The following is a 23,671-nucleotide window of genomic DNA, read 5'->3' as shown; positions in this document are numbered from 1 at the left end:
GGGCGGATGACGCGAGCCGAGCAGCCAACGGTCGTGAGCGCCTCCTCCGACTCCGACGCACTTGCCGCAGACTCACGAGAGCGCGCCGTTCGATCTCTGTTGCGCCTCCCCCCGCTGCGGCGGTTGTGGGGTGCCCAGTTCGTCGGCGGGGTCGGCGACGTACTCGCCGTTCTCGTGCTTCTGCTGCTGTCGTTGCAAGCGGCGATCACCGAGGGCTCGTTCGGTACGGGGTACCGGGGCGCGGCGTTCGCCGTCGCCGCCGTGTTCGGCGCCCGGATCCTGGCCACGCTGCTGTTCGGCGCCGTGCTGCTGGGACCGCTGACGGCGCTGGTCGCACCCCGTACGGGCGCCTCCGGAGCCGCCGGGAAGCGGAAGGCGGCCGCGAAGGCCGTGGCCGCGGAGCCCGGCGGGGGCGAGTCCGGCGACACCGCCGCAGCCCAGTCCGCCGACACCGCCGCCAAACCCGCCAAGCCGGCCAAACCCGCCAAGCCCGAACGGGACGGTGGGCCGCTGGACCGCCGCTGGACGATGATCGTCGCGGATGTCCTCCGTCTCGGCCTGCTGATCGTCGCGCCGCTCTGGCTCGACTGGACCCCCGACCGCGCCCTTCCGATCCTTCTCAGCACCGTCTTCGTGCTGGGTGTGGCCGAGCGCTTCTGGGCGGTGGCCAAGGAGAGCGCCGCCCCGGCCCTGCTGCCGCCCCCGCCGCTGGAGGGCGCCGCCGTACGCCCGCTGCCCGACCACCTCGACGCGCTGCGCAGGCTGTCGCTCCGTACGACGTTCCTGTCCGTCCCCGCCGCCGCGGCGGTCCTGCTCGTCGCCACGCTGCTCGGCAATCTGCTGGGCACGGGCATCGAGTGGTTCTCGCTGCATCAGGCGGCGCTCGGCTCGTACGTCGCGGCCGGGCTGTTCTCGGCGTCCGTCTCCGCGCTGTACTTCCTGGAACTGCCCGACGGGCCGACGCCCCGGCCGCGCTCGCCGCTCGAAGGACTGCGCCGCCCCGGCGGCTCCGGTTCCGGCGGCGGCGACAAGGGCCGTACGGGCGTGGTGCCGCTGCTCGTCCTCGCCTGCGGCGCGATCGCCGGAGCCGTCGCGTCGGCCGTGGCCGTCTCCGTCCTCCAGGCCAAGGACCTCGGCGGCGGGCCCGTCGCCTTCGCCCTGCTGGTCCTCGGACTGGCCGGCGGTACGGCGCTGGGCATCCGCGGCGGCGCGAAGGTGCTCCCCGCCCTGTCCCGGCGCCGTACGTTCGCGCTGGGCATCGCGGTCACCGGTGTCGCGCTGCTCGCCATGGGTCTCGTACCGGACACGGCGACGGTGCTGTTCCTCGCCCTGTTCACCGGCTTCACGGCGGGAGTCGTGGCGTATACCGGCCACGCCCTGATCGATGTGGAGATCGAGGAGTATCGTCGACAGCGAGTCACCGAACACCTGCACGCAGTCGTCAGGGTCTTTGTCGCGCTCGGCGTGGTCGTCGCCCCCCTCGTCGCCGCGGCCATCGGCCCGCACCGCCTCGCCAGCGGCACCTTCGTCTTCGCGCACGACGGCGCCGCCTTCACCCTGATGCTGGTCGGCGCGCTGCTGCTGCCCGTCGCGGCGGTCGTGCTGGCCAAGACGGACGACCGGTCCGGCGTGCCGCTCCGGCGCGACATCCGCGACGCGGTGCGCGGCGGGGCCGACCCCGTGCAGAGCCCGGCCGGGACCGGCTTCTTCCTCGCCGTGGAGGGCGGGGACGGCGCCGGGAAATCCACCCAGGTCGAGGCGCTGGCCAACTGGATCCGGGCCAAGGGCCACGAAGTGGTGGTCACGCGCGAGCCGGGCGCCACCCCGGTCGGCAAGCGGCTCCGGTCGATCCTGCTCGACGTGTCCAGCGCCGGACTCTCCCACCGCGCGGAGACGCTGCTGTACGCGGCGGACCGCGCCGAGCATGTCGACTCGGTGGTCCGCCCCGCCCTGGAGCGTGGCGCGATCGTCATCTCCGACCGCTACATCGACTCGTCCGTGGCCTACCAGGGAGCGGGCCGCGACCTCTCCCCGACCGAGATCGCCCGCATTTCGCGCTGGGCGACGGGCGGCCTCGTACCGCACCTCACGGTGCTGCTCGACGTCTCCCCGGAGGCGGCGCGCGAGCGCTTCACGGAGGCACCGGACCGGCTGGAGTCCGAGCCCGCCGAGTTCCACCAGCGGGTACGGTCCGGCTTCCTCACCCTGGCCGCCGCCGACCCGACGCGCTACTTCGTCGTGGACGCGAGCCAGGAGCCCGAGGCGGTCACCACGGTCGTACGGCACCGGCTCGACCAGCTCCTGCCGCTCTCCGAGGCCGAGATCACGGCCCGGGAGGAGGCGCGGAAGGCCGCCATCGAGGAGGCCCGCCGCAAGGCCGAGGAAGAGGCCGCGCGCAAGGCGGAGGAGGAGCGGCTGGAGCGTGAGCGCCAGGCGCAGCTCGCCAAGCTCCGTGCCGAGGAGGAGGAGCGCAAGCGCCGCGAGCTGGAGGAGGCGCGCCGCCGCGAGGAGGAGCGCCTGGCGGAGGAGGCCAGGGCGCGCGCCGAGGAGGAGCGCCGGGTCGCCGAGGAGGAGCGCAAGCGGCGCGAGGCCGAGGAGCGGGCCTACGAGGCGGAGCAGGCGCGTCTCCGGCGGCAGGCGCAGGAGGAGGCCAGGCTCCGCGCCGAGGCGGAGGAACGGCGCCTGGAGAAGCAGCGCAAGGCGGAGGAGGCGCTGCTCCGTGCCGAGGAGGCGCGTCGGCGCGCGGAGGAGGCCGCGGCAGCGGCGGCGGCCTCGGCCGAGGTCTCGCCGAACGAGATCACGGTGCCCACCCCGGTGGTCAAGCCGAACCTCAGGAAGCCGGACACCACGCCGGAGGATGTGACGCAGGAGGTCCCGGCGGTCCGCCCGGACACCCGGCGGCCCGGGGACGGCCGGCCGGGCGCCGGCCAGGGCAGGACGAGCGCGGCCGACGAGACGGCCGTGCTGCCCCAGGTGCGCGACGAGCCGCGCGGGACGGGGCGCGACGGGCGGAACGAGACGCCGCGCGACGCGCGCGCCGCCGACGAGACCGCCGTCCTGCCGCCCGTACGCCCCGGCGACCCGGCGCCCGCGCGCGACAGCGACCCGGCGGACCGGGTGCCGCGGGGCTTCTTCCGCGACGACGCCCCTGCGCCGTCCGCGGAGCGGGAGAACGAGCGCACGAGGGAGCTGCCGGTGATCGACCCGGACGCCGCTCCCGAGTCCCGTCTCCAGCGCCCGCCGGAGCGTCCGCGCCGCCGCTCCGACTGGGCGGAGGAGACGCCGCTGGACGATCTGCCGACCCTGGCGGACGAGCTGCTCGGCGGGCGTGACGACGACGGCGACGACACCGACGGCAGGCGGCGCCGTTAGACCGGGCGACCGGACCGGATGACCGTGTGGGGCCGGATTGTCAGACCCCGGCCCCACAATGGATTCCGAGCGCGTCCGTCCCGCCGGGACGGCACACGGCGCGGGGCCGGTACGCCTGCGCGGGGCCGGGACGACGGCCCGGAGCCGCAGCACGGTACAGAGCCGCGGAGCCAGGGCCGCGCGGCGAGAAGGGGGTGACAGCGCATGACCGTATGGGACGAGCTGGTCGGGCAGGACCGCGTCCACGAGACACTGGCCGCCGCCGCCCGTGACGCCGACGCGCAGGTCACGGCCGAGGCCGGGGGCGGCACCCCGCCCGAGGCGTCGAGGATGACGCACGCGTGGCTGTTCACGGGCCCGCCGGGATCGGGCCGGTCCACGGCGGCCCGCGCCTTCGCCGCGGCCCTTCAGTGCACCAGCCCGGACCGCGCCCTCGGCGGGGAGCCGGGGTGCGGGTTCTGCGACGGCTGCCACACGAGCCTGATCGGTACGCACGCCGACGTGGACGTCATCCGTACGGACCTGCTCTCCATCGGCGTCAAGGAGACCCGCGAACTGGTCCGCCGCGCCCAGCTCTCGCCCGCCGGCGGACGCTGGCAGGTCAATGTGCTGGAGGACGCCGACCGGCTCACCGAGGGCGCGGGCAACGTCCTGCTGAAGGGCGTGGAGGAGCCGGCGCCGCGCACCGTCTGGCTGCTGTGCGCGCCCTCCCTGGAGGACGTCCTGCCCACCATCCGCTCCCGCTGCCGCCACCTCGTCCTGCGCACCCCGCCCGTGGCCGCCGTCGCCGACGTCCTGATCCGGCGCGACGGCATCGAGCCGGACGCCGCCCACGCGGCGGCGCAGGCCACCCAGGGCCACATCGGGCGGGCCCGCCGGCTGGCCACGGACCCACGGGCCCGCGCCCGCCGGGCGACCGTCCTCAAGATGCCCCTGCGCGTGGACGACATCGGCGGCTGTCTCAAGGCGGCGCAGGAGCTGATCGACGCCGCCACCGAGGACGCCAAGCAGGTCGCCGAGGAGGTCGACGTCAAGGAGACCGACGAGATGAAGGCCGCGCTCGGCGCCGCGGCGGGCGGCAGGATGCCCCGGGGCACGGCCGGGGTGATGAAGGAGCTGGCCGACCGCCAGAAGCGCCGGTCCACCCGTACGCAGCGCGACAGCCTCGATCTGGCTCTCACCGACCTGACCGGCTTCTACCGCGATGTGCTCGCCCTCCAGATGAGATCACGGGTCGCGCTGGCCAACGCCGATGTGCGGGACGCGCTGGAACGGATCGCCCGCGCCTCCACCCCGGAGCGGACCCTGCGCCGTATCGAGGCGATCGGGGCCTGCCGCCAGGCCCTGGACCGCAATGTGGCGCCGCTGCTCGCCGTGGAGGCGATGGCCGTGTCGCTCAGAACGGGCTGATCCGGGGGATTCGCCCGTACGGTCGGAAGGTCACCCGTACGGGCCGGTATTCACCCCTACGAGCGTGGCCGGGCCGCTGCCGAGCCCGGACGGTTAGCATCCGTGGATGGACACCAGGCGCCTGCTCCGCACCTCCGCCACCGCGCTCGCCGCTGCCGGCCTGCTGATCTCCGGTTGCAGCCCCGGCGGCTCGCCGTCGGAGGCGTCCGCGTCGGACTCGGCCTCCGGCTCCGTGTCCGATCCGGCCGCGCTGAAGAAGTACTACGGGCAGAAGCTCACGTGGCGCGGCTGCGGTGTCCCCGACTTCCAGTGCGCCACGATGAAGGCTCCGCTCGACTACGCGAAGCCGGACGGCCCGGGGATCGACCTGGCCGTCGCCCGCAAGAAGGCCACGGGGCCGGGCAAGCGCCTCGGCTCCCTCATGGTCAACCCGGGCGGCCCCGGCGGCTCGGCCGTCGGCTACCTCCAGGCGTACGCGGGCATCGGCTACCCGGCGCCGGTCCGGGCCCGGTACGACATGGTGGCCGTCGACCCGCGCGGGGTGGCCCGCAGCGAGCCCGTCGAATGCCTCAGCGGCAAGGAGATGGACGCGTACACGCGGGTCGACCAGACCCCCGACGACCCGGCGGAGGTCAGGAAGCTGACCGAGTCGTTCAAGAAGTTCGCCCAGGGCTGCGAGAAGCGTTCGGGAACGGTCCTCCCGCATGTCTCCACGGTCGAGGCCGCCCGCGACATGGACATCTTCCGGGCGGTTCTGGGCGACCGGAAACTGTCGTACGTCGGCGCCTCGTACGGCACCTTCCTCGGCGCGACCTACGCCGAACTCTTCCCGAAGCGCACCGGCCGCCTGGTCCTCGACGGAGCGATGGACCCCTCGCTCCCGGCCCGCGAGCTGAACCGCGACCAGACGGCCGGCTTCGAGACGGCCTTCCGCTCCTTCGCCGAGGACTGCGTGAAGCAGGCGGACTGCCCGCTCGGCCAGAAGTCCCCGGCGGACGTCTCGAACCGGATGAAGGCCTTCTTCAAGAAGGTGGACGCGCGGCCCGTCCCGACGGGCGGTGACCGCTCGCTGACCGAATCCCTGGCCACGACCGGTGTGATCGCCGCGATGTACGACGAGTCCGCCTGGCCCCAGCTCCGCGAGGCCCTGACCGGCGCGATGAGTGGCGACGGGGCGGCGCTGCTGGGCCTGGCCGACTCGTACTACGAACGCGAGAGCGACGGCACGTACGCCAATCTGATGTACGCCAACTCCGCGGTGAACTGCCTGGACCTCCCGCCCTCCTTCACCGGCCCCGACGAGGTCACCAAGGCGCTCCCCTCCTTCGAACAGGCGTCCCCGGTCTTCGGCAAGGGCCTCGCCTGGGCGGCCCTGAACTGCACGTACTGGCCGGTCAAGGCCACAGGAGCCCCCCACCGCATCGAGGCGAAGGGCGCGGCCCCGATCGTCGTCGTCGGCACCACCCGCGACCCGGCCACCCCCTACAAGTGGGCCCGCTCCCTCGCGGACCAGCTCTCCTCCGGCACGCTCCTCACCTACAACGGCGACGGCCACACGGCGTACGGCCGCGGCAGCGACTGCATCGACACGGCGATCAACACCTACCTCCTGGAGGGCACACCCCCCACCCGCGGCAAGAAGTGCTCCTGACCGCCCTGACCTGCGAGAACCCCTCCACACCGGGGGTGTACGGAGCACCCCTCGAAACTGTGTAGACTTGGCGGCGCCGCAGACCGCACGATGGTCCGGACGGCACGCCGCCTTAGCTCAGTTGGCCAGAGCAACGCACTCGTAATGCGTAGGTCTCGGGTTCGAATCCCGAAGGCGGCTCTGTGGAAGCCTCAGGACTCACTCGCCGTGACCTGGGGCTTTTGCTTTTTTCGGGTGCGCACGCGGATACGAATGCGCCACCGCCGGCCTTGCCGACAGCCGCAGCCTGATCGCCACCAGCGTCCCCGGTCGGTCGGCCTTGTGGCCAGGTCTGCGGAGGGCGAGGGGCGGGGAGTTCATGGGGCGATTCCGGAAGACGTGGCCAACTACCCCCGTACGGGGCGGACTGTTCTGGCGCCGCGTGGCGGGCCGGGTGCGTGTCGTTGTCAGGAGTCCTCGTGCGCAGTGGTGGCTGGTGCCGTTGGCTGCCGTGGTGGTGGCCGGGGTGGCGTGGGCGGTCACCGGGCTTCTCGACGGTGGTTGTACGGCCGGGCCGCGTGGGGGGTGTCGGGTCGCGGACGGCCATACGGCGCAGGGAGCGGTGCTGTTCGTCCTGATGCTGCCGTTCTACGTCGTGCTGATCAAGGGCCTCTCCAGCGACCGGTGGCTTCCCGCCTGGTGTCTTGTCGCGGGGGGGTGTGGCCGGTGGGGTGTGTGCCCTGGTGCTGGGGACGACGGAGCCGTACGTCATGGTCGCTCTGTTCTTCTTCGCGCTCGCCGCGGTGGCGCTGCCGGTGACGTGGTACCGGCGTGCCCGCCGAGGGGGATTTTCGGTGCGGCGTCGTCCGTGATCCGCGGAAGAGCCCCGCTCCTTCCTGTGGGTGCGGGGAGGGCGCGGGGCTCCGGTGGGTCGCGAGGGGCGTCCTAGCTGATGCGGACCGGGTTGACGACGTCCGCGACCAGGACGAGGGCCGTGAAGGCGATGAAGATACCGGCCACCACATAGGCGACCGGCATCAGTTTCGCCACGTCGAAGGGGCCCGGGTCGGGGCGGCGCAGGAGTCTGGCCAGGTTGCGGCGGAGGGATTCCCACAGGGCGCCCGCGATGTGGCCCCCGTCGAGGGGGAGCAGCGGGACCATGTTGAACAGGAACAGGGAGAGGTTGAAGCCCGCCACGAGCATCAGGAACGTGGCGATCTGCTGGGACGCGGGGATGTCGAGGGTGGCGATCTCGCCGCCCACGCGGGCCGCGCCGACCACGCCCATGGGGGACTCGGGGTCGCGTTCGCCGCCACCGAACGCGGCGTCCCACAGGGCGGGGACCTTGGAGGGCAGGGCGAACAGCGACTCGACGCCGTGGACCATCATGTCGCCCATGCGGTCCACGGACTGCGCGAAGGTCTGCGGGACGATGCCGGAGGCAGGGGTGAACCCGAGGAAGCCGGCGGACACGTACTCGTCCTTGACGTGGACGCCGTCGCCGTCGGTCCTGCTGACCTGGGTCCTGATCAGGTGGGCCGTGAGGTCGACCTCCTGGCCCGCGCGGTCGACGGTGAGGGTGACGTCCTTGCCGGGGTTGTCGCGGATATCGGTCTGGAGGGCCGACCAGTCCTTCACCGGCTCGCCGTCGAAGGCGACGATCTTGTCGCCCGCCCGGAGGCCCGCCGCCTTGGCCGGGGCGGCCGGGTCGCCCTTCTCGCACGTGGAGCGCTTCTCACCGGCCTGGATGACACAGGCGGAGACCTTGCCGACGGTGGTGGTGTGTGTGTTGATCCCGAACGACATCATCACGGTCAGGAAGATCGCGACGGCGAGGATCAGATTCATGAACGGGCCCGCGAACATCACGATGACGCGTTTCCAGGGCTTGCGCGTGTAGAAGAGGCGCCGCTCGTCGCCGGGCTTCAGCTCCTCGAACGCCGCCGCGCGGGCGTCGTCGATCATGCCGCCCATCGGGGACGTCGAACGGGCCTCCAGACGGCCGTCGGGGCCGGGCGGGATCATCCCGATCATGCGGATGTAGCCGCCGAGCGGGATCGCCTTGAGGCCGTACTCGGTCTCGCCCTTCCGGCGCGACCAGATGGTCGGGCCGAAGCCCACCATGTACTGGGGCACCCGGATCCCGAAGAGCTTGGCGGTCGAGAGATGGCCCAGCTCGTGCCAGGCGAACGAGATCAGCAGGCCGATCACGAAGACGACCATGCCGAGGATCGTCATCAGGGTGGTCATGCGCGTGCCTCCACGTGGGTCCGCTCGGTGGCGACGGCCTCGGGCCCGCGCGGGTCCGGGGGCGCCGCCTGGGCCGGTGTCCGTCCGTCCGCGAACTCGGCCATCGGGTGGACATACGACTGGGGGTGCACGATCACCTCAACGCGCTCGGAGGGAATGTCGACGAGCGTCGGCCGGGCGGCGTCCGTAACGGGTGGCGCGCTCGTCGGCACCGGGGTCGGCGACGGGGGAGGGCGCGAGGGGCGGGCCGGCGAGGCGCCGGGCTGTCGCTCATCCGCCCATATGGTGCCGTACGGCGGGCCGTGCACGAGAGAGCCTTCGCCCCTCGCGCCGGGCGTACGGCCGGTCGTACGGCCGCAGGCGCGGCGGCAGTTCGGCCGGCCGGCGCCGAAGGGCGGCCTCGGAGCCGCCGCTCGTCGACCCGGACGCGCAGAAGGGGACGGCTGCGGCGCCGGACTCGTACGTGGAGGGGACCGGCGCCGCGGCCTGGCGGGTCAGAGGGGAACGGCGACCCCGTTGAACGTCGTCTCCGGCGTCTGCGGGCTGGTGAAGCGGGCGTTGACGAGGTAGAGGCGGTCACCCCAGCGGGCGACGGTGGTGGGCACGTCGAAGCGCGGGTCCGTGATCGCGCTGCGCAGGGTGGCGGAGCGGAGTTCCGCGTCGAGTGCGAACACCGCGATGAGGTTCAGCCGGTTCTGTACGACGTACAGCGTGCGGCCGAGCCGCAGGAGACCGTCGCCGTTGGCCACGTCGGCCGCGCCCTTCAGCTCCAGCTCCCGTGCGTGACCGGAGGCCAGGTCCACGTGGTAGAGCCTGCCGGGCTGGCTGCTGACGACGATCAGCCCGCGGCCGCCGGGGGCGGTGACGATGCCGTTGGCGTTGTTCACGTCGGGGGTCTGCACCCAGTCGCCGCCGAGCGGGAGGGCGCGGATCCCGCCGCGGCCGCCGGCCGCTCGCGCCCGGCCGCGCGGGACGCCGTACAGCACGCTGTCGCGTGAGTCCGTGAACCAGGCGCGGTCGCCGAGCAGGATCACGTCGTTGATGAAGTGACCGGTCGTGGGGGTCAGTTGGTACGTGGCCACCAGACGTCCCGTGCGGGTGTCGATCACCCGTGCCGTCCCACCGCCGCCTCCGGCGACGTAGAGCAGCCCGTCGTCGTCCAGTTCGACCCCGACGGCCGCCGTGCCCGTCTCGCCCGGGTACAGGACCTCGCCCGCGCCGGTGCGCAGATCGGTGCGGTACACGGCGCCGTTGGCGCGCGAGCCCATGTACGCGTACGGGCGGTCGCCGATGCTTATCCCCTCGGGGAGGAAGCCGTCGGGCAGCGGGAACTCCGTCGGCCACGTGCCGGGGGCGGCGCTCGCCCGGCCGGCACCGGCTGTCAGGGCGACGGCCGCGAGGGCGGTGCCGCCGAGCAGGGCGCGCCGGGACGGGGCGGATGTGGCGCGGGGGACGGGATGGGGGTGGTTCCGGGTCATGGTTCGGGGCCTCCGTGCGAAATGGGTGGGAAGCGGGGAACTCCGCGGACTCGGTGACGCCATGGTCGTGTTCTTCAGTTGGGTGTCAACTCACCTTCTCCTCCTGTTCGTTGCTCTGATCGATGCTCCGTTTCGTTCGTAACGAGCTGTCATGTACCGGAGTTCCCTGTGTATGAAGTGGGCATGTCAGTAGCGCCGCCGGCCCCACGTCGCGGTCCATCAGGAGGACGCAGTGAAGAAAAGCTCGCGCACAGGTAAGGCCGCTCTCACCCTCGGCAGCGCCGTCGCGCTGGTCCTGGCCCTGCCGGGCACCGCCCTGGCCGCCCCTCCGGCGGCCCTGCCCGCCAACGCGGACGAGCTGGAGCGCGCGTACCAGCCGGCCTACGACTACGACACCGACGGCTGCTACCCCACCCCCGCCATCGGGCCCGACGGCACACTGAACGGCGGCCTCAACCCGTCCGGGGCGCCCCAGGGCGAGTGCCACGACCAGTCGGACCTCGACAACACCAACGGGTACGCGCGGTCCAAGTGCAACAACGGCTGGTGCGCGATCATGTACGGCCTCTACTTCGAGAAGGACCAGGCGACGATCGGCGGGCACCGGCACGACTGGGAGCACGTGGTGGTCTGGGTGCAGAACAACCAGGCGCAGTACGTCTCCACCTCGGCGCACGGCGGGTTCACCGTCCACAACCGCGACCAGATCCGCTGGGACGGCGCACACCCCAAGATCGTCTACCACAAGGACGGGCTGAGCACGCACGCCTTCCGCGCCGCCAACGCCAACGACGAGCCGCCGGAGAACCACTACCACGCCTGGCAGTACCCCAGCCTGGTCGGCTGGAACGGCTACCCGGCGGGCCTCCGCGACAAGCTCAGCCAGGCCAATTTCGGCAGCGCCAACTTCGGCCTCAAGGACGGCAGTTTCAACAGCCACCTGGAGAAGGCCAAGCCGGCCTCCATCCCGTTCGACCCGAACGCCTAGGGGCGGGCCGGGGTACCGGGGCCCGGACCTGGTCCCGGACCTGGTCCCGGCCCCGGTGGCGGTTCCGGTAGCGGTCAGCGCGGCGGGCCGACGACGATCTGGCCGTACAGGTCCGCCGCCTCGGCCATCAGGTCCTCGGAGATCTCGTACCCCTCCGGCCGGGGCGTCGCCATGTCGCGGCCCGCGTGCCGGAACATGCCCTCGATGCCTGCGGGCGTGGCCATCATCAGCAGGTCGGCGGTGTCGGAGGTGATCCGGTAGCCGTGGGGGACGTTCCGGGGCAGATAGACGATGCCGCCCTCCGTCAGCTCCATCTCCTGGTCGTCGCACCACAGCAGCGCACTGCCCTTGAGCAGCATGAACACCTCGTCCTCACGGGTGTGCAGATGGTACGGCGGTGCCTCGCCCCTGCCGACGGTGAACCGTCCGACGGTGAGCTGCCCGTCGGTGGCCGCACTGTCCAGGAGGACGGCGAACTGCCCGCCGTCCAGCCATTCGAGCTTCTGCTGCTGATCGGGTTGTGCGAGGTAGGCCATGCTCATGAGGAGGTCCGTTCGGTGGGGACGAGCGCGACGACCGGGATGATCCGCTCGGTCCGGCGCTGGTAGCCCGCGAAGCCGGGGTAGCGGCGCGCCTGTTCGGCGAAGTGGGTGTCGCGCTCCGCTCCGTGCAGTTCGACGGCGCGTACGGCGAGGGTGTCGTCGCCCACCTCGATCCGGACGTCGGGATGGGCGAGGAGGTTGTGGTACCAGTCGGGGTGGCGATCGGCGCCCGCCTTGGAGGCGAAGACGAGATAGCGACCCTCGTCGGCCAGATACATCATCGGATTGATGCGGGCCGCGCCGGAACGGGCACCGACCGTGTGCAGCAGGAGCAACGGCGCTCCCGCGAAATTGCCGCCGACCTGTCCGTGGTGGGCCCGGAACTCGGCGATGATGCGTGCGTTGAAGTCGACATTTTCCGTCATGACTGTCTCCTGGGTCGAGGAGTGCCGCATGGACGATGATCCTCGCCGGTGCCGGGCGACCGCCAGTGGTGGAGGTGGCCCCAGCAGTACCACCCGGCCCCCGCCCCGCCGTCTTCTTTCTCTCCCTTCTCTTTCCTGGCCGCATTTTCTGCCTGGCCGCTGAAACATTTCCCCGGGGCCGTCGCGTCATGGAGGTGAAGGCGGGGCGGACACGGGGGACCGGGCGCCACGGGGGCGACGGGGGAGGCGGGGGAGCCGATGCGGCGCTCGGGGTCGGCGGGGTCGGCAGGACTGACGGGGCGGACGGGGCGGACAGGATGGATGGGGCGGACGGGAGGTGCGGGGCGTGGCGGACGTACGGGGGGAGACACGGTCCGTATGCCGTCCCGCACCTCCCGTGAGGAGGACTTCCGGGAGTTCGCGGCCGGTCGTACGAACCATCTCTTCCGCTCGGCCTGCCTGCTGACCAGCGGCGACACCCATCTGGCCGAGGACCTGGTGCAGGAGACGCTCGGCCGGATGTACGCGCTGTGGGGGCGCGTCTCGCGGATCGACAACCCTGCGGGGTACGCCCAGACCGTCCTCGTCCGTACGTTCCTCACCCACCGGCGGCGCCGCTCGGCCGGGGAGAGACCCCTCGGGGAGATCCCGGAGTCGGCCGGGAGCCCGGTCGGCGCCGGTGGCTCCGCCGGTCCGGGAGGGGCCGGCGGTCCGGGCGACGATCCGGCGCTGCGGGTCGCGCTGCTCGACGCGCTCGGGCAGCTCGCGCCCAAGGACCGCGCCGTGGTGGTGCTGCGGTACTGGGAGGACCGCAGCGTCGAGGAGACGGCCGAGGCCATGAACGTCAGCTCCGCCGCCGTACGCACCCGGTCGGTGCGGGCGCTCGCGAAGCTCCGGGAGCGACTGGGCGGCCAGTACGCCGAGTTCGCCGCCTGACCGGAGCTGCTGGCAACTGATTCTGTCCGGATGGGAACGAGCGGGAAGTGGGGTCGATCGATCATGCCCTCGGAGAATTCACCACAGGCGTATCCAGATGAGGGGCCGGAGACCTCCGGCGGGGGACCGGAGACCGCACCGTTCGAGGACGAACTCGGCGAGGTGCTGCACCGTACGGGCGGCAGCTTCACGCCCGCCGACCGGACGGCCCTGGTCGACGCGGGGCTGCGCCGGGGCCGCCGCAGACTGGCCCGCCGCCGTATCGCCGTCGTGACCGGCGGCGCCCTCGTGCTCGGCGCGATCGGTCTGGGCGGGGTGTACGGGGACGGGCTGTCCGGCGGTACGGCGGCGGACGGCTCCACCGCGTCCGGGACCGCGTCCGCCGAGGCCCCCGCCCTGATCACCGGCGCCGGGGCGGCCCCGGACGGCGGCCTGACCGGGGCGCTCGCGCGGCTGCTCCCGGAGGGCGAGCTGAGCGGCGCGGTGGAGAGCCTGAACGGCAGGGCGACGGTGCGCGGCGTCTTCGACGACGGCGACGGCGGCGCCGAGGTCTCGGTGGGGCTCTTCCGCGTCGACCCCACCGGCGCCGAGGACCGGGTCACCTGCCCGGCCCGTACGTACACGCCGTACGACTTCTGCGGGACCACCGAACTGCCCGACGGCTCCCGGCTCATGATCCTCCAGGGGTACGTGTATCCGGACCGGCGCGAGGACACCAAGGACTGGCGGGCCGTGCTGCTGACCCCCGACGGTTACCTGGTCGACGCGAACGCGTACAACGCCCCGGCGGAGAAGGGCGCCGAGGTCAGCCGCCCCGAGCCGCCGCTGGACCGGGCGCGGCTCCAGGAACTGGTCACCTCGGACGAGTGGCGCGGGACGCTGCGCCGGCTGCCCGCGCCCCGGCCGGACAAGGAGACCGGCGGCGGCCGGGTCGAGGTGGAGGTCGCCACGACGTTCGCCTCGCTGCTGCCCGCCGGACTGAAGGTGTACGACCAGGGCCGGCAGGACAACGAATTCGCGTACGCCGTGGTCGACGACGGCCAGGGGCGCAGCCTCGTCCAGATCAATGTGCAGACCGGGATGTCGGACACGGTGGCCGACCTCTTCGGCGGTGCCACGACCCTGCCGGACGGCACACAGGTGAAGGTGACGAAGCAGCCGGGCGAGAAGGGCGGCGCCGGCGTCGTGCAGTGGACCGTCGACACCCTCAGGCCCGACGGACTGCGGGTCGTCGTCTCCGCCTTCAACTCCGCCACGCAGGGCAGTGCGGCCACCCGCCCGGAGCCCGCGCTCACCGTCGAACAGCTCACCGCCCTCGCGACCAGCGACAAGTGGGTCGGCTGACCCGGAACGCCCGGCGGCGCACGGTCCGGCGGCGCACAATCCGGCGGAGCACCGCTCACTTCGCGTCGGAGTACCGCTCCACCGTCGCCGTCGTGAACGTGAACCGCACCGGCGTCTCGCCGAAGGCGATCCTCCCGGCCAGCGCCCCGGCCGCGTCGATCGCCTCCGCCACCGCCCCGGCCTCTTCCGCCGGACAGTGCACGATCACCTCGTCGTGCTGGAAGAAGACCAGCTCGGCGCGCATCCCCGCGATCGCCCGGCGCAGCGCCGCCAGCATCAGCAGCGCCCAGTCGGCCGCGCTGCCCTGCACGACGAAGTTCCGGGTGAAGCGGCCACGGGCCCGGCCGTTCGACGACGCGTACCCCGGTGTGAAGTCACCCCCGGACGCGTCCGGCGCCGATGCGTCCGGCGCCGGCGTCTCCTGGGGGATCCCGGCCTCGTCGTCCTCCGCCCCGGCCGCGCGCGGACTCGTCCGCCCGAGCCAGGTCCGTACGATCCTGCCCTCCTCGCCCGCCCTGGCCGCGTCGTCCACATAGGCCACGGCCAGCGGGAACCTCCGGCGCAGCGCCGCCAGGTTCTTCAGCCCGTCGCCGGACGTCTGGCCGTAGACCGCGCCCAGCAGGGCGAGTTTCGCGTGCTCCCGGTCGCCCGAGAACGCCCGGTCGGACAGCGCCGTGTACAGATCGCCGGGGTGGGCCGCCACCTCCATCAGCCCCGGATCGCGGGAGATCGCGGCCAGGACGCGCGGCTCCATCTGGTCGGCGTCCGCCACCACCAGCCGCCACCCCTCGTCGGCGACGACCGCCCGGCGGATCACCCGGGGGATCTGGAGCGCCCCGCCGCCGTTGGTGGTCCAGCGGCCCGAGACCGTACCGCCCGGCAGGTACTCCGGGCGGAACCGGCCGTCCCGCACCCAGTCCTGGAGCCAGCTCCAGCCGTGTGCCGTCCAGATCCGGTACAGCTTCTTGTACTCGATCAGCGGCTCCACCGCCGGATGGTCGATCTCCGCCAGCTCCCAGCGCCGGGTCGACTTCACCCGGATGCCCGCCTGCGCGAACGCCTTCACCACGTCCGCCGGCAGATCCGGCCGCACCCGCCGCCCGAACGCCTCCGACACCGCGTCCGCCAGCTCCGCGAGCCGCCGGGGCTCGCCCCCGCCCGCGTACCGCTCGCCGAGCAGCTCGCGCAGCACCTCCCGGTGCACGTCCGCCCGCCAGGGCAGCCCCGCCCGGTGCATCTCGGCGGCCACCAGCATGCCCGCCGACTCCGACGCCGTGAGCAGCCGCATCCGCCCGGGATGCTCGGCCGCCGTATGCCGCCGCTGCTGCTCCGCGTACACCTCCACCAGGGCCTCGAACGGAATCTCCGCTCCCGCCCGCGCCTCGAAGAGCGAGGACTGCGCACCCGGCTCCGCCGAGCGGGGCGGCGGATCGGGCGGCACCGGCCCGTTCCGCAACCGCGCCCACGCGGCCGCCGCCGACCGGGGCTCCCCGAGCCGCCCCTCGTGGGCCAGCAGCAGCGACTCGCCCGCCTCGATGTCGTAACACCGCTCGACCCGCACCCCCGCCGCCAGCAGGCGCGGGTACACCAGGGACGTCGCCCGCCACACCCAGCGCTCCACCTCGGGCAGGCGCGCCCCGACCGCCGCGACGAGATCCGGCTCCCGCAGCACGGGGCCGTCCGCCCGGCCGTCCTCGCCCAGCGGGACGAGCAGCGCGCCGCCGCCGTCCGTCGGAGCCACCGCCCATCGTCCGCCCATGCGACCGAGTCTCGCAGGAGGGTCTGACAACGGCCGTCGGCAACGCTCCGGCACCACGTCCCGGCCGCCCGGGAGGCGGGCACGTCCGGTCACCGGGAAGATCGGTCCTGAGGCCGGAACAGGGGCGCGGGCCGGGGTGTTGACAGCTCCGACGAACCCACGGGCCCCGCACCGCACCGGAGCACACGGACAGCACACGGAGTCCGTACAGCACACAGGACACGGACGGAACACAGGGCACGGACAGCACGCGGAGCCCGTACAGCACGCAGGACACGCACCACACGCGGGACACGTACAGCACGTAGAGCATGCAGGGCATATGGAGCACACGAGATCTGTGGAGGTCGAGATGCGCGCGGTCGTTTTCGAGGAGTTCGGCGGGCCCGAGGTGTTGCACGTCAAGGACGTGGACGAGCCGCACGCGGGCCCCGGTGAGATCCGGGTGGCCGTACGGGCGGCCGGCGTCAACCCGATGGACTACAAGATCCGCCACGGATGGATGGAAGCGGCCTTCCCCACCCCGCTCCCCGCCGTGCCCGGACTGGAGTTCGCCGGCGTCGTGGACGAGACCGGGGACGGCGTGACCGACTTCGCCGTTGGCGACGAGGTGCTGGGCTGGACCGCCACCGGCGCCTACGCCCCGTACGCCCTGGCCGATGTCGTCGTGGCCAAGCCCGCCGGCCTGAGCTGGGACGAGGCCGCGGCGCTCCCCGTGGCCGGGGAAACCGCGCAGCGGGTCCTGGACGCGCTCGGTGTCCGGGACGGCGAGACCCTGCTGCTGCACGGCGCGGGGGGCGGCGTCGGCGCCGTGGCCGCGCAGCTCGCGGTGGCGCGCGGCGCGACCGTGATCGGCACGGCCTCCCCGGCCAACCACGACTACGTACGCTCGCTGGGCGCCGTACCCGTGGCGTACGGCGACGGCCTCGTCGACCGGGTCCGCGCGGCGGCGCCCCAGGGCGTCGACGCCGTCTTCGACGCGTCGGGGAAGGGCGCGCTGCCCGACTCGATCGAGCTGCGCGGCGGCACCACGGACCGGATCGTCACCATCGCGGACATGGCCGCGCAGGATCTGGGGGTGACCTTCTCCTCCGGTGGCACGACGCCCGAGCAGAAGCGCGCCGGACTGACGGAGCAGGCCCGGCTGGCGACGGAGGGCGCGCTGCGGGTGCGGATCGCCGGGACCTTCCCGCTGGAGGAGGCCGCGAAGGCCCAGCAGGCGAGCGAGGAGGGGCACGCGGGCGGAAAGCTCGTGATCACGCCCTGAGGGACGGAACCGGTCGCGGAAGCGGCTGTCGAACCGGGTGCCGAAGCGGTCGCGCCGCCGGGTGTGGGGGAGCACCCGGTCCGACAGGGCCCGGAAGCGGTGATGTGGCACGGTGACGCTCCTCTCGTGCACGATGGGTTGCCCTCTGTGATCTATTGATGTCCGAGAGTAGCGATGCTCACTGACAGTGGACCTGCGCACGATGTCTACGACTCCGGCCGGCCGTGGCTCTCCCTCACCCGGATCCCGCTCCCGCACCAGCCGGCGGCGGCCGGGCGGGCCCGTCGGCACACCCGTGAGGTGCTCGCCCTGCGCCGCGTGGACGGCGGGTCCGCGGCCACCGTGGAACTGGCGGTGAGCGAACTCGTCACCAACGCCGTACGCCACGGCGTCTGTGTCTGCGGCTGCACCCGCGGCGCCGTCACCCTCGCCCTGCTGCGCTCGCCGGACGGCCGCCGCCTGCGCGTCGAGGTCGCCGACCCCTCCCGTACGCCGCCGAGATGGCCGACCGGCATCGGTGCGGTCGACGCGGAGGCGACGGAGGGCCGCGGGCTGCTCCTGGTCACGACCCTGGCCTCGGACTGGGGCGACCACACGGGCCCCACCCGGGGGAAGGTGGTGTGGTGCGAGTTCGCGCCGGGGGAGAGGTAGCGGAGGCGGAGAGGGGTGGAGGCGGAGAGGGGTGGAGGTGGCGGAGGGACGGTGCCTGGCCGGACTGGCTCAGTCCCGCCGCTCGTCCGGGTGCGTTCCGGGACGCCCGTCGGATGCCGTCAGCTCACGTATGACCCGCGCCGGGTTGCCCACGGCCAGGACGCCCGGCGGCAGGTCCTTGGTGACGACCGATCCGGCGCCGACCACCGTGTTCTCGCCGATGGTGACCCCGGGGCAGACGATCACCCCGCCGCCCAGCCAGACGTTGTCCCCGATCGTCACCGGCGACGCCTTCTCCCAGCCCGCGCGGCGGCGCTCCGTGTCCAGTTCATGGGTGGGCGTCAGAAGCTGGACGTTCGGGCCTATCTGGACGTCGGAGCCGATGGTGATCGGCGCGGCGTCCAGGAAGATCGCGTTGAAGTTGACGAACGTACGCGCCCCGACGGTGATGTACGTCCCGTAGTCGCACTGGAACGGCGGGCGGATCCGGACGTCCTCGCCCACCGAACCCAGCAGCTCCGCGAGGATCTTGGCGCGGTCACCGGGCGCGGCGCCGCCGTTCGCGTTGTACGCCGCGCACAGCGCGAAGCGGCGCTCGGTGTCCGACCCCAACTCCTCGTCGTCCGGGAGATACCACTCACCGGCCAGCATGCGCCGCTTGTTCTCGCCCATGGGTGCCCCTCCGCGGATGAAAGCCCTCGGTCGACAGGAGCCCCCAGACTAATCGCGTGCACCGACAGGCGGCTGGTTGTCCACAGGCTGTGGAAAAAATGGAGCAGGCGGGACAGACGGGACGGGTGGGGTGGGTACGGCCCAGGGCTTCCGACCTGCGACCATCGAGAAGTGAGTGAGAAGCATGCCACCGGTGATCCCGTGCGCACGGTCGAGCGCGCCGTCGCCGCGATGCTCGCCGGCGGCCCGGACGGCATCGACACCGGCGCCTCCCTCCTCGCCGCCGCCCCGGACTCCGACACCGAACTCCGGCGGCGCGGCACGGGATTCCTGCGTCTGGCCTGGGAACGCGGCTGGCAGCCCGCCGATGTGGCCCGCCTCGTCCGCCGTGACCTGCACGGACCCCATCTGCGGCTGCTCGCCGAGCTGACCGCCGAGGAGGCGCGGCGGTACGAGCGGCTGCCGCCGCGCTGGGCGGCCCAGCTCGCCGAACTCGACCAGGAGTACGGCCCGGGGGCGGGCGGCGCCGGGCCGTACCGGGCCGACCGGTTCTCGTACGCCACCACCGTCCTGGAGCTGTATCTGCTGCTGGCCCGGCTGCCCGCGATCGAGCCGGTCGGGCCGGTGCCCGGGGCGCCTCTCCATCTGCCGCCCGCCGAAGGCGAGCCGCGCATGCTCACCCGGATCCGCGCGCTGCTCGCCAAGGCGGAGGCGACGGGTTATCCGCAGGAGGCCGAGGCGCTCACCGCCAAGGCCCAGGAGCTGATGGCGCGCCACAGCATCGACGAGGCGCTGCTCGCGGACCGGACGCACCGCGGCGATGTGCCCGGCGCGTGCCGGATCGGCGTGGACGCCCCGTACGAGACGGCGAAGGCGATCCTGCTCGACGCGGTCGCCTCGGCGAACCGCTGCCGCGCGGTCTGGAACAGCGCGTACGGCTTCTCGACGGTCGTCGGGTTCGAGCCGGACCTGGAGGCGGTCGAGCTGCTGCACACCTCCCTGCTGGTGCAGGGCACCTCCGCGATGACCCGCGCCGAGGCGGCCCAGCGCGCGGGCGGCCGTAAGCGGACGAAGACCTTCCGGCAGTCGTTCCTGATGGCGTACGCGCACCGCCTCGGCGAGCGTCTGGCGGCGGCGACGGAGCAGGCGACCGAGCAGGCGAACGGCGAGGTCACGGAGCGGTGGGCGGAGGGCGACGGGGCGGCGCCCGGCGGTGGCTCCGGACTGCTGCCGGTCCTCGCGGCGCGGGAGGCCGCCGTGACCGACCGTACGGACCGGATGTTCCCGGAGACGGTCGCGACACGGGTGCGCGGCGTGACGGACGCCGAGGGCTGGACCCACGGCGTCTCGGCGGCGGACGCGGCCCATGTGCCGGGGCACGGCCGCGGGGGCGACGCGGACGGTGCGGCCCGACGCGGACGCATCCGCCCCGCCTGACCTGCCCGACGTACCAGTCCCACCCGACGAACCGACCTCACCCGACGTGTCCTAGAGCCCTTCCCTGTCGGTGGCCCAGTACGGCCGCGTGGTGATGGCGTGGCGCGGCAGGCTCCGGCTGTCGACGAGCGCCCGCCGCTGACGCAGGAGGGACTGGGCGTGGCCCAGCAGCAGAGCGCCGTCGAGCCGGGCGAACGTACCGTCCCCGATGGCGCGTTCGAGCCAGGATTGCAGCGCCTCGCCCGGCGTTTCCCCCAGGGGCAGGAAGCGGTAGAGGGGCCAGCGGTCGGCCAGCGGCGCGACGGCGTCCGCCGGTACCTCGACCGTCACGACGGGCGCGTCGCCGCTCCGGGTGGCGCAGGCGTCGAGGGTGCCGAGGGCGCAGCCGTCGCCGAGATAGAGCCTGCGGGTTCCGCTCTCGCGCAGCGGCCGTTGCCGTCCCGCCAGCAGCGTCAGGCGCCGACCGGCGTACAGGCGGCGGATCCACGCCGTACCGGGGCCCGCGGCTCCGGTGTCGACGAGGATGCCGAGGTGCTCGGCGTCCGGGCCGCCGACGGTCCGTACCGAGTAGCGGCGGGCCAGGGTGGGCGTGACGCGGAACTGGATCTCGTGGCCGGGCTGCCAGCCGCCCGGCGGCGCGGTGGCGTGCAGTTCCAGTTCGAGGAAGCCGGGGGCCGGTTCACGGACGCCCAGCACCCGGGCCGGACGTCCCAGGGTGGCTTCGACGAGATTGCCGATGACGGCGGGCGCTTGGGGCATGGGGCTCCACTCGGGTAGGGGCCGGCGGGCCCGGAAACGTTTCTCCGACGTTACGAGGAAGGCGGGGGCGAGCGGAACGGAACGGGGACCGACGATCCGTCAGAACCCGACAGAACCCACCAGAATGCTTCGGCGAAGCCGAGAGTCCGCGGCGACCGTCCGCTCCGCCAGCGGCCCTCGACGGCCCATTGCCGAACGGAGCCCACGCTTCCGCCCGCGCGTACGCCGCCCGCCTCCGCCCGCGCGTGCACCGCCCGCCTCCGCCCGCGCGTACGCCACGCGCTTCCGCCACACGCCTCCGCCCGCGCCGCCGTTCGCGGGTGCGTCCGCGCCTCCGCCCGCGCGTACGTCAGCGCCGGAAATGACGTGAAGACTTCTTAGCGCGCTATTCGGGCATATGTCGCTACTCTCGCCCCATGAGCTGGCTCCGGGCGCTGAGGGACACCGCCCTCTCGGGGTTCGGTGTCGAGCGCCGGCGGCTCGAACCCCTGGTCGCGCTGCGCGGAGCCGCCGGTCTCGCCGTGGTCGTGTGCGGCACGTACGCGCTGTTCGGGCCTACCGTCGCGGCCAGCGCCGCGTTCGGCGCCTTCCAGGCGGGGATCGCCACCTTCCAGCGCAGTTGGCGCCCCCGGCCGGTGCTCGCGCTGGCGTCCGGGGCGAGCCTCGCCGTCAGTACGTTCCTCGGCTATCTCACCGTCGCCCACTTCCCGCTCTTCCTCGCCCTTCTCGCACTCTGGACCTTCCTCGCCGGGCTCGCCTGGACAGCGGGGCCGACCGCGGGGGTGATCGCGGCCTCCAACGTCGCGATCATGCTCGTGACGGTGACGCTCCCCACGTCCGTCGCGACCGCCGCGGGCCACGCGGCCGTGATCGCGGCCGGCGGTCTCGTCCAGGCCGGGATGATCGTGTTCTTCCCCGTCAGACGCTGGGGGCTCCAGCGCGACGCGCTCGCCGACGCCCTCGCCGCGCTGGGCGACTACGCCCGCCGGCTGCGCCACGACCCGACCGCGCCGTTCGACCCCGAACCCCTGATGACGGCCCGCAGCGCCGCCGCCGTCACCCCGTGGCAGGCCCGCAGACGCCCGGTCGAACTGCACGGCGCGCGCGGTCTCGCCGAGCGGATCAGGCCCGTACTCGCCTCGCTCGCCGATCCGGAGGTGGGCGCGGCGTCGGAGGGCCCGGAGCGGGACCGGGTACGGGAACTCCTGGCCGCGGCCGGTTCCGTACTGGACTCCACCGCGCGCGCCGTCCGCCACGGCACACCGGTCCATCTCGCCCCGGCCGCCGTCGCCGGCCTGCGGACCCCGGACACCGAGTCGCTGCTCATCGGCCCGGCCCACCGCGCCGCCACCCGGCTCGTCTCGCTGCTCGATCTGCTGGACGACGTGGTCGAGACGGATGTCGTCGCCACGGACACGGACACGGAGACGGACGCGGACACGGGCACAGGCGCAGACACGGACGCGGGTGAGGAAGGCGCCGCGGCCCGCCCCGCGACCCACCGCGACCGTCCCAGCCTGCTGCGCCTCCTCCCCGGCGTCCTGCGCGACATACGGGACGAACTCCACCGCGACTCCCCGATCCTGCGGCACGCCGTCCGCGTCACCACCGTCACCTGCGCGGGGTACGTCCTCGGCGCCGCGTTGCCCCTGGGCCACGGCTACTGGGCGCCCATGACCGTCGTCATGGTGATGCGCCCCGACTTCCTCCAGACGTACGGGCGTTCCGTGGCCCGGTTCGGCGGAACCCTCGTCGGGGTCGCGCTGGCCACCGGCATCGTGCAGGCCGCCCATCCCGGCGGCTATGTCTCCGCCGCGCTCGCCGTCGTCAGCGCGGGCCTGATGTATCTGTTGCTGCGCACCGGTTACGCGATCAGTCAGATCTTCGTCTCGGCCTATGTGGTCTTCCTGCTCGGCATGGCCGGGGCCGGGGTGTCGCAGACCGTACGGGACCGCGCCCTGCTCACGCTTCTCGGCGGGCTGCTCGCGATGATCGCGTACGCGGTCTTCCCCGCCTGGGAGACCCCCAGGCTGCGCGCCCGCCTCGCCGACTGGCTGCTCGCCGACGGGCGGTACGCCGCCGCGGTGGTCGGCCACTACGCCCGGCCCGCCGACCGCGGCGGCCCCCAAGCGCGCGAGGTGCGCGAGACCCTGCTCGCCACCCGTACGGCCCGGGTCGCCTGGCACACGTCGGAGGAGCGGGCCCTGCACGAACCGGTGCGGCACCGCGGCCTGTCGCGGACCGCCGCCGACCACGCGGAGCACGCGCTCGCCCAGCTCGCGCGGGTCGCGATGCTGATGGAGGCGCACCTTCCGGAGCGCGGCGTCACCCCCGTACCGGCGGCGGGCGGACTCGCGGAGACGCTGCGGGAGGCGACGCAGCAGGGCGCCAAGGACCTACGGGAACGGCGCGTCCCGCGCTGGGACACGGTCCGCGAGGAGCTGGCGCGCTGGGACGGCGAGGGCGTTCCCGACCAGGTCGTACGGAGCGGGGCGGGCCTGCTCCTCGACGCGCTGGAGGAGCTGTCGGCGGCTCTGGAGGAGGGCCCGGCCGGGGGCAGGGGCGGGGAGCGGGCCGGGAACGGCGACGGGCCGCGGCCCTCCGAAGGGCCCACGGCCCGCGCGCCGGAGCAGGGTCCGTCCGCCTGACGCGACCGCCGCGCCGGGCGGATCGGCCCCGGACGACGATCACGGGAAGCGACCGCGGGCCGGCCACCGGCCCCTCCGCCGGCGGGCGGAGGAACAGCCGGGG

General features: G+C 73.5%; 17 protein-coding genes, 1 tRNA gene and 1 pseudogene. 11 read left to right on the top strand and 8 right to left on the bottom strand.

The window, feature by feature from the left end; genetic code table 11:
- Positions 1-6 precede the first annotated feature (6 nt).
- The 4 genes from tmk to ACFXPK_RS14360 all read left to right on the top strand — a co-directional run bounded on the left by tmk (position 7) and on the right by ACFXPK_RS14360 (position 6,613).
- Entirely contained in the window at positions 7-3,372 is a 3,366-nt protein-coding gene (tmk, locus tag ACFXPK_RS14375; protein WP_385075135.1) for a dTMP kinase, read from the top strand.
- Between the two features lie 204 nt (positions 3,373-3,576).
- Positions 3,577-4,782: a DNA polymerase III subunit delta' gene (locus tag ACFXPK_RS14370; protein ID WP_384993681.1), complete on the top strand. Its 1,206-nt coding sequence runs from the start codon at positions 3,577-3,579 to the stop codon at positions 4,780-4,782.
- A 106-nt stretch (positions 4,783-4,888) separates the two neighbouring features.
- Positions 4,889-6,433 carry an alpha/beta hydrolase gene (locus tag ACFXPK_RS14365; protein ID WP_385075132.1) on the top strand — a complete coding sequence of 515 codons (1,545 nt, stop codon included), beginning with the start codon at positions 4,889-4,891 and terminating at the stop codon, positions 6,431-6,433.
- Positions 6,434-6,539: 106 nt separating this feature from the next.
- A tRNA-Thr gene (locus ACFXPK_RS14360) sits at positions 6,540-6,613 on the top strand.
- A gap of 744 nt (positions 6,614-7,357) precedes the next feature.
- Here ACFXPK_RS14360 and ACFXPK_RS14355 read toward each other — a convergent pair.
- From ACFXPK_RS14355 to ACFXPK_RS14345, 3 genes and pseudogenes are all read right to left on the bottom strand, one after another.
- Positions 7,358-8,662 carry a M50 family metallopeptidase gene (locus ACFXPK_RS14355; RefSeq protein ID WP_385075129.1) on the bottom strand — a complete coding sequence of 435 codons (1,305 nt, stop codon included), beginning with the start codon at positions 8,660-8,662 and terminating at the stop codon, positions 7,358-7,360.
- Between the two features lie 32 nt (positions 8,663-8,694).
- Positions 8,695-8,829 (bottom strand): annotated as a pseudogene (locus tag ACFXPK_RS14350) (1-deoxy-D-xylulose-5-phosphate reductoisomerase); the annotation flags it as partial.
- A 327-nt stretch (positions 8,830-9,156) separates the two neighbouring features.
- Positions 9,157-10,140 (bottom strand): superoxide dismutase, encoded by a 984-nt coding sequence (locus tag ACFXPK_RS14345; protein ID WP_385075126.1) that lies wholly within the window; start codon positions 10,138-10,140, stop codon positions 9,157-9,159.
- Positions 10,141-10,372: 232 nt separating this feature from the next.
- On the opposite strand from ACFXPK_RS14345, the gene ACFXPK_RS14340 reads away from it, so the two are divergent.
- Positions 10,373-11,128 (top strand): NPP1 family protein, encoded by a 756-nt coding sequence (locus ACFXPK_RS14340; RefSeq protein WP_384993624.1) that lies wholly within the window; start codon positions 10,373-10,375, stop codon positions 11,126-11,128.
- Positions 11,129-11,202: 74 nt separating this feature from the next.
- On the opposite strand, the gene ACFXPK_RS14335 is transcribed toward ACFXPK_RS14340, so the two are convergent.
- Positions 11,203-11,670 carry a cupin domain-containing protein gene (locus ACFXPK_RS14335; protein ID WP_384993622.1) on the bottom strand — a complete coding sequence of 156 codons (468 nt, stop codon included), beginning with the start codon at positions 11,668-11,670 and terminating at the stop codon, positions 11,203-11,205.
- Positions 11,667-12,095, bottom strand: coding sequence for a nitroreductase family deazaflavin-dependent oxidoreductase (locus ACFXPK_RS14330; protein WP_385075122.1), 429 nt, complete (start codon positions 12,093-12,095; stop codon positions 11,667-11,669). Before ACFXPK_RS14330 ends, ACFXPK_RS14335 begins: the two co-directional genes overlap by 4 nt.
- A 378-nt stretch (positions 12,096-12,473) precedes the next feature.
- Here ACFXPK_RS14330 and ACFXPK_RS14325 point away from each other — a divergent pair, with 378 nt between their 5' ends.
- Positions 12,474-13,031, top strand: a complete 558-nt coding sequence (locus ACFXPK_RS14325; protein WP_384993617.1) for a SigE family RNA polymerase sigma factor — start codon at positions 12,474-12,476, stop codon at positions 13,029-13,031.
- A gap of 63 nt (positions 13,032-13,094) precedes the next feature.
- Positions 13,095-14,375, top strand: a complete 1,281-nt coding sequence (locus tag ACFXPK_RS14320; protein ID WP_385075119.1) for a hypothetical protein — start codon at positions 13,095-13,097, stop codon at positions 14,373-14,375.
- A gap of 55 nt (positions 14,376-14,430) precedes the next feature.
- Here the strand turns inward: ACFXPK_RS14320 and ACFXPK_RS14315 are convergent, their stop codons facing one another.
- Complete coding sequence (locus ACFXPK_RS14315) at positions 14,431-16,134, bottom strand: bifunctional 3'-5' exonuclease/DNA polymerase (protein WP_385075116.1); 1,704 nt, start codon at positions 16,132-16,134, stop codon at positions 14,431-14,433.
- A 352-nt stretch (positions 16,135-16,486) separates the two neighbouring features.
- Between ACFXPK_RS14315 and ACFXPK_RS14310 the strand changes: the two genes are divergently transcribed.
- Both ACFXPK_RS14310 and ACFXPK_RS14305 read left to right on the top strand, forming a co-directional pair.
- Positions 16,487-17,401, top strand: a complete 915-nt coding sequence (locus ACFXPK_RS14310) for an NADP-dependent oxidoreductase (RefSeq protein WP_384993610.1) — start codon at positions 16,487-16,489, stop codon at positions 17,399-17,401.
- Positions 17,402-17,575: 174 nt separating this feature from the next.
- The gene (locus ACFXPK_RS14305; RefSeq protein ID WP_384993607.1) at positions 17,576-18,052 is read left to right on the top strand and encodes an ATP-binding protein; all 477 of its coding nucleotides are present in this window, start codon (positions 17,576-17,578) and stop codon (positions 18,050-18,052) included.
- 69 nt (positions 18,053-18,121) lie between these two features.
- Here the strand turns inward: ACFXPK_RS14305 and ACFXPK_RS14300 are convergent, their stop codons facing one another.
- Complete coding sequence (locus tag ACFXPK_RS14300; protein WP_385075111.1) at positions 18,122-18,724, bottom strand: sugar O-acetyltransferase; 603 nt, start codon at positions 18,722-18,724, stop codon at positions 18,122-18,124.
- 231 nt (positions 18,725-18,955) lie between these two features.
- Between ACFXPK_RS14300 and ACFXPK_RS14295 the strand changes: the two genes are divergently transcribed.
- A complete protein-coding gene (locus ACFXPK_RS14295; RefSeq protein ID WP_385075196.1) occupies positions 18,956-20,161 on the top strand; it encodes a DUF2786 domain-containing protein in 1,206 nt (401 codons plus the stop codon).
- Between the two features lie 51 nt (positions 20,162-20,212).
- On the opposite strand, the gene ACFXPK_RS14290 is transcribed toward ACFXPK_RS14295, so the two are convergent.
- A complete protein-coding gene (locus ACFXPK_RS14290) occupies positions 20,213-20,920 on the bottom strand; it encodes a hypothetical protein (RefSeq protein WP_385075109.1) in 708 nt (235 codons plus the stop codon).
- A 416-nt stretch (positions 20,921-21,336) separates the two neighbouring features.
- On the opposite strand from ACFXPK_RS14290, the gene ACFXPK_RS14285 reads away from it, so the two are divergent.
- Positions 21,337-23,568, top strand: a complete 2,232-nt coding sequence (locus ACFXPK_RS14285) for an FUSC family protein (RefSeq protein WP_385075106.1) — start codon at positions 21,337-21,339, stop codon at positions 23,566-23,568.
- The last annotated feature ends 103 nt before the right edge of the window (positions 23,569-23,671 follow it).

This window comes from Streptomyces sp. NPDC059142, from assembly GCF_042755665.1.
Lineage (GTDB): Bacteria > Actinomycetota > Actinomycetes > Streptomycetales > Streptomycetaceae > Streptomyces.
The sequence above is the reverse complement of the archived record's forward strand: the minus strand, read 5'-3'. Positions and strand labels throughout refer to the sequence as shown.

Excerpts from the sequence above, each read along its gene's own strand:
- ACFXPK_RS14330 (WP_385075122.1), bottom strand. The coding sequence starts at position 12,095 with ATGACGGAAAATGTCGACTTCAACGCACGCATCATCGCCGAGTTCCGG.
- ACFXPK_RS14370 (WP_384993681.1), top strand. The coding sequence starts at position 3,577 with ATGACCGTATGGGACGAGCTGGTCGGGCAGGACCGCGTCCACGAGACA.
- ACFXPK_RS14345 (WP_385075126.1), bottom strand. The coding sequence starts at position 10,140 with ATGACCCGGAACCACCCCCATCCCGTCCCCCGCGCCACATCCGCCCCG.
- ACFXPK_RS14315 (WP_385075116.1), bottom strand. The coding sequence starts at position 16,134 with ATGGGCGGACGATGGGCGGTGGCTCCGACGGACGGCGGCGGCGCGCTG.
- ACFXPK_RS14325 (WP_384993617.1), top strand. The coding sequence starts at position 12,474 with ATGCCGTCCCGCACCTCCCGTGAGGAGGACTTCCGGGAGTTCGCGGCC.
- ACFXPK_RS14365 (WP_385075132.1), top strand. The coding sequence starts at position 4,889 with ATGGACACCAGGCGCCTGCTCCGCACCTCCGCCACCGCGCTCGCCGCT.
- ACFXPK_RS14335 (WP_384993622.1), bottom strand. The coding sequence starts at position 11,670 with ATGAGCATGGCCTACCTCGCACAACCCGATCAGCAGCAGAAGCTCGAA.
- ACFXPK_RS14290 (WP_385075109.1), bottom strand. The coding sequence starts at position 20,920 with ATGCCCCAAGCGCCCGCCGTCATCGGCAATCTCGTCGAAGCCACCCTG.
- tmk (WP_385075135.1), top strand. The coding sequence starts at position 7 with ATGACGCGAGCCGAGCAGCCAACGGTCGTGAGCGCCTCCTCCGACTCC.
- ACFXPK_RS14355 (WP_385075129.1), bottom strand. The coding sequence starts at position 8,662 with ATGACCACCCTGATGACGATCCTCGGCATGGTCGTCTTCGTGATCGGC.
- ACFXPK_RS14285 (WP_385075106.1), top strand. The coding sequence starts at position 21,337 with ATGAGCTGGCTCCGGGCGCTGAGGGACACCGCCCTCTCGGGGTTCGGT.
- ACFXPK_RS14295 (WP_385075196.1), top strand. The coding sequence starts at position 18,956 with ATGCTCGCCGGCGGCCCGGACGGCATCGACACCGGCGCCTCCCTCCTC.
- ACFXPK_RS14305 (WP_384993607.1), top strand. The coding sequence starts at position 17,576 with ATGCTCACTGACAGTGGACCTGCGCACGATGTCTACGACTCCGGCCGG.
- ACFXPK_RS14310 (WP_384993610.1), top strand. The coding sequence starts at position 16,487 with ATGCGCGCGGTCGTTTTCGAGGAGTTCGGCGGGCCCGAGGTGTTGCAC.
- ACFXPK_RS14300 (WP_385075111.1), bottom strand. The coding sequence starts at position 18,724 with ATGGGCGAGAACAAGCGGCGCATGCTGGCCGGTGAGTGGTATCTCCCG.
- ACFXPK_RS14320 (WP_385075119.1), top strand. The coding sequence starts at position 13,095 with ATGCCCTCGGAGAATTCACCACAGGCGTATCCAGATGAGGGGCCGGAG.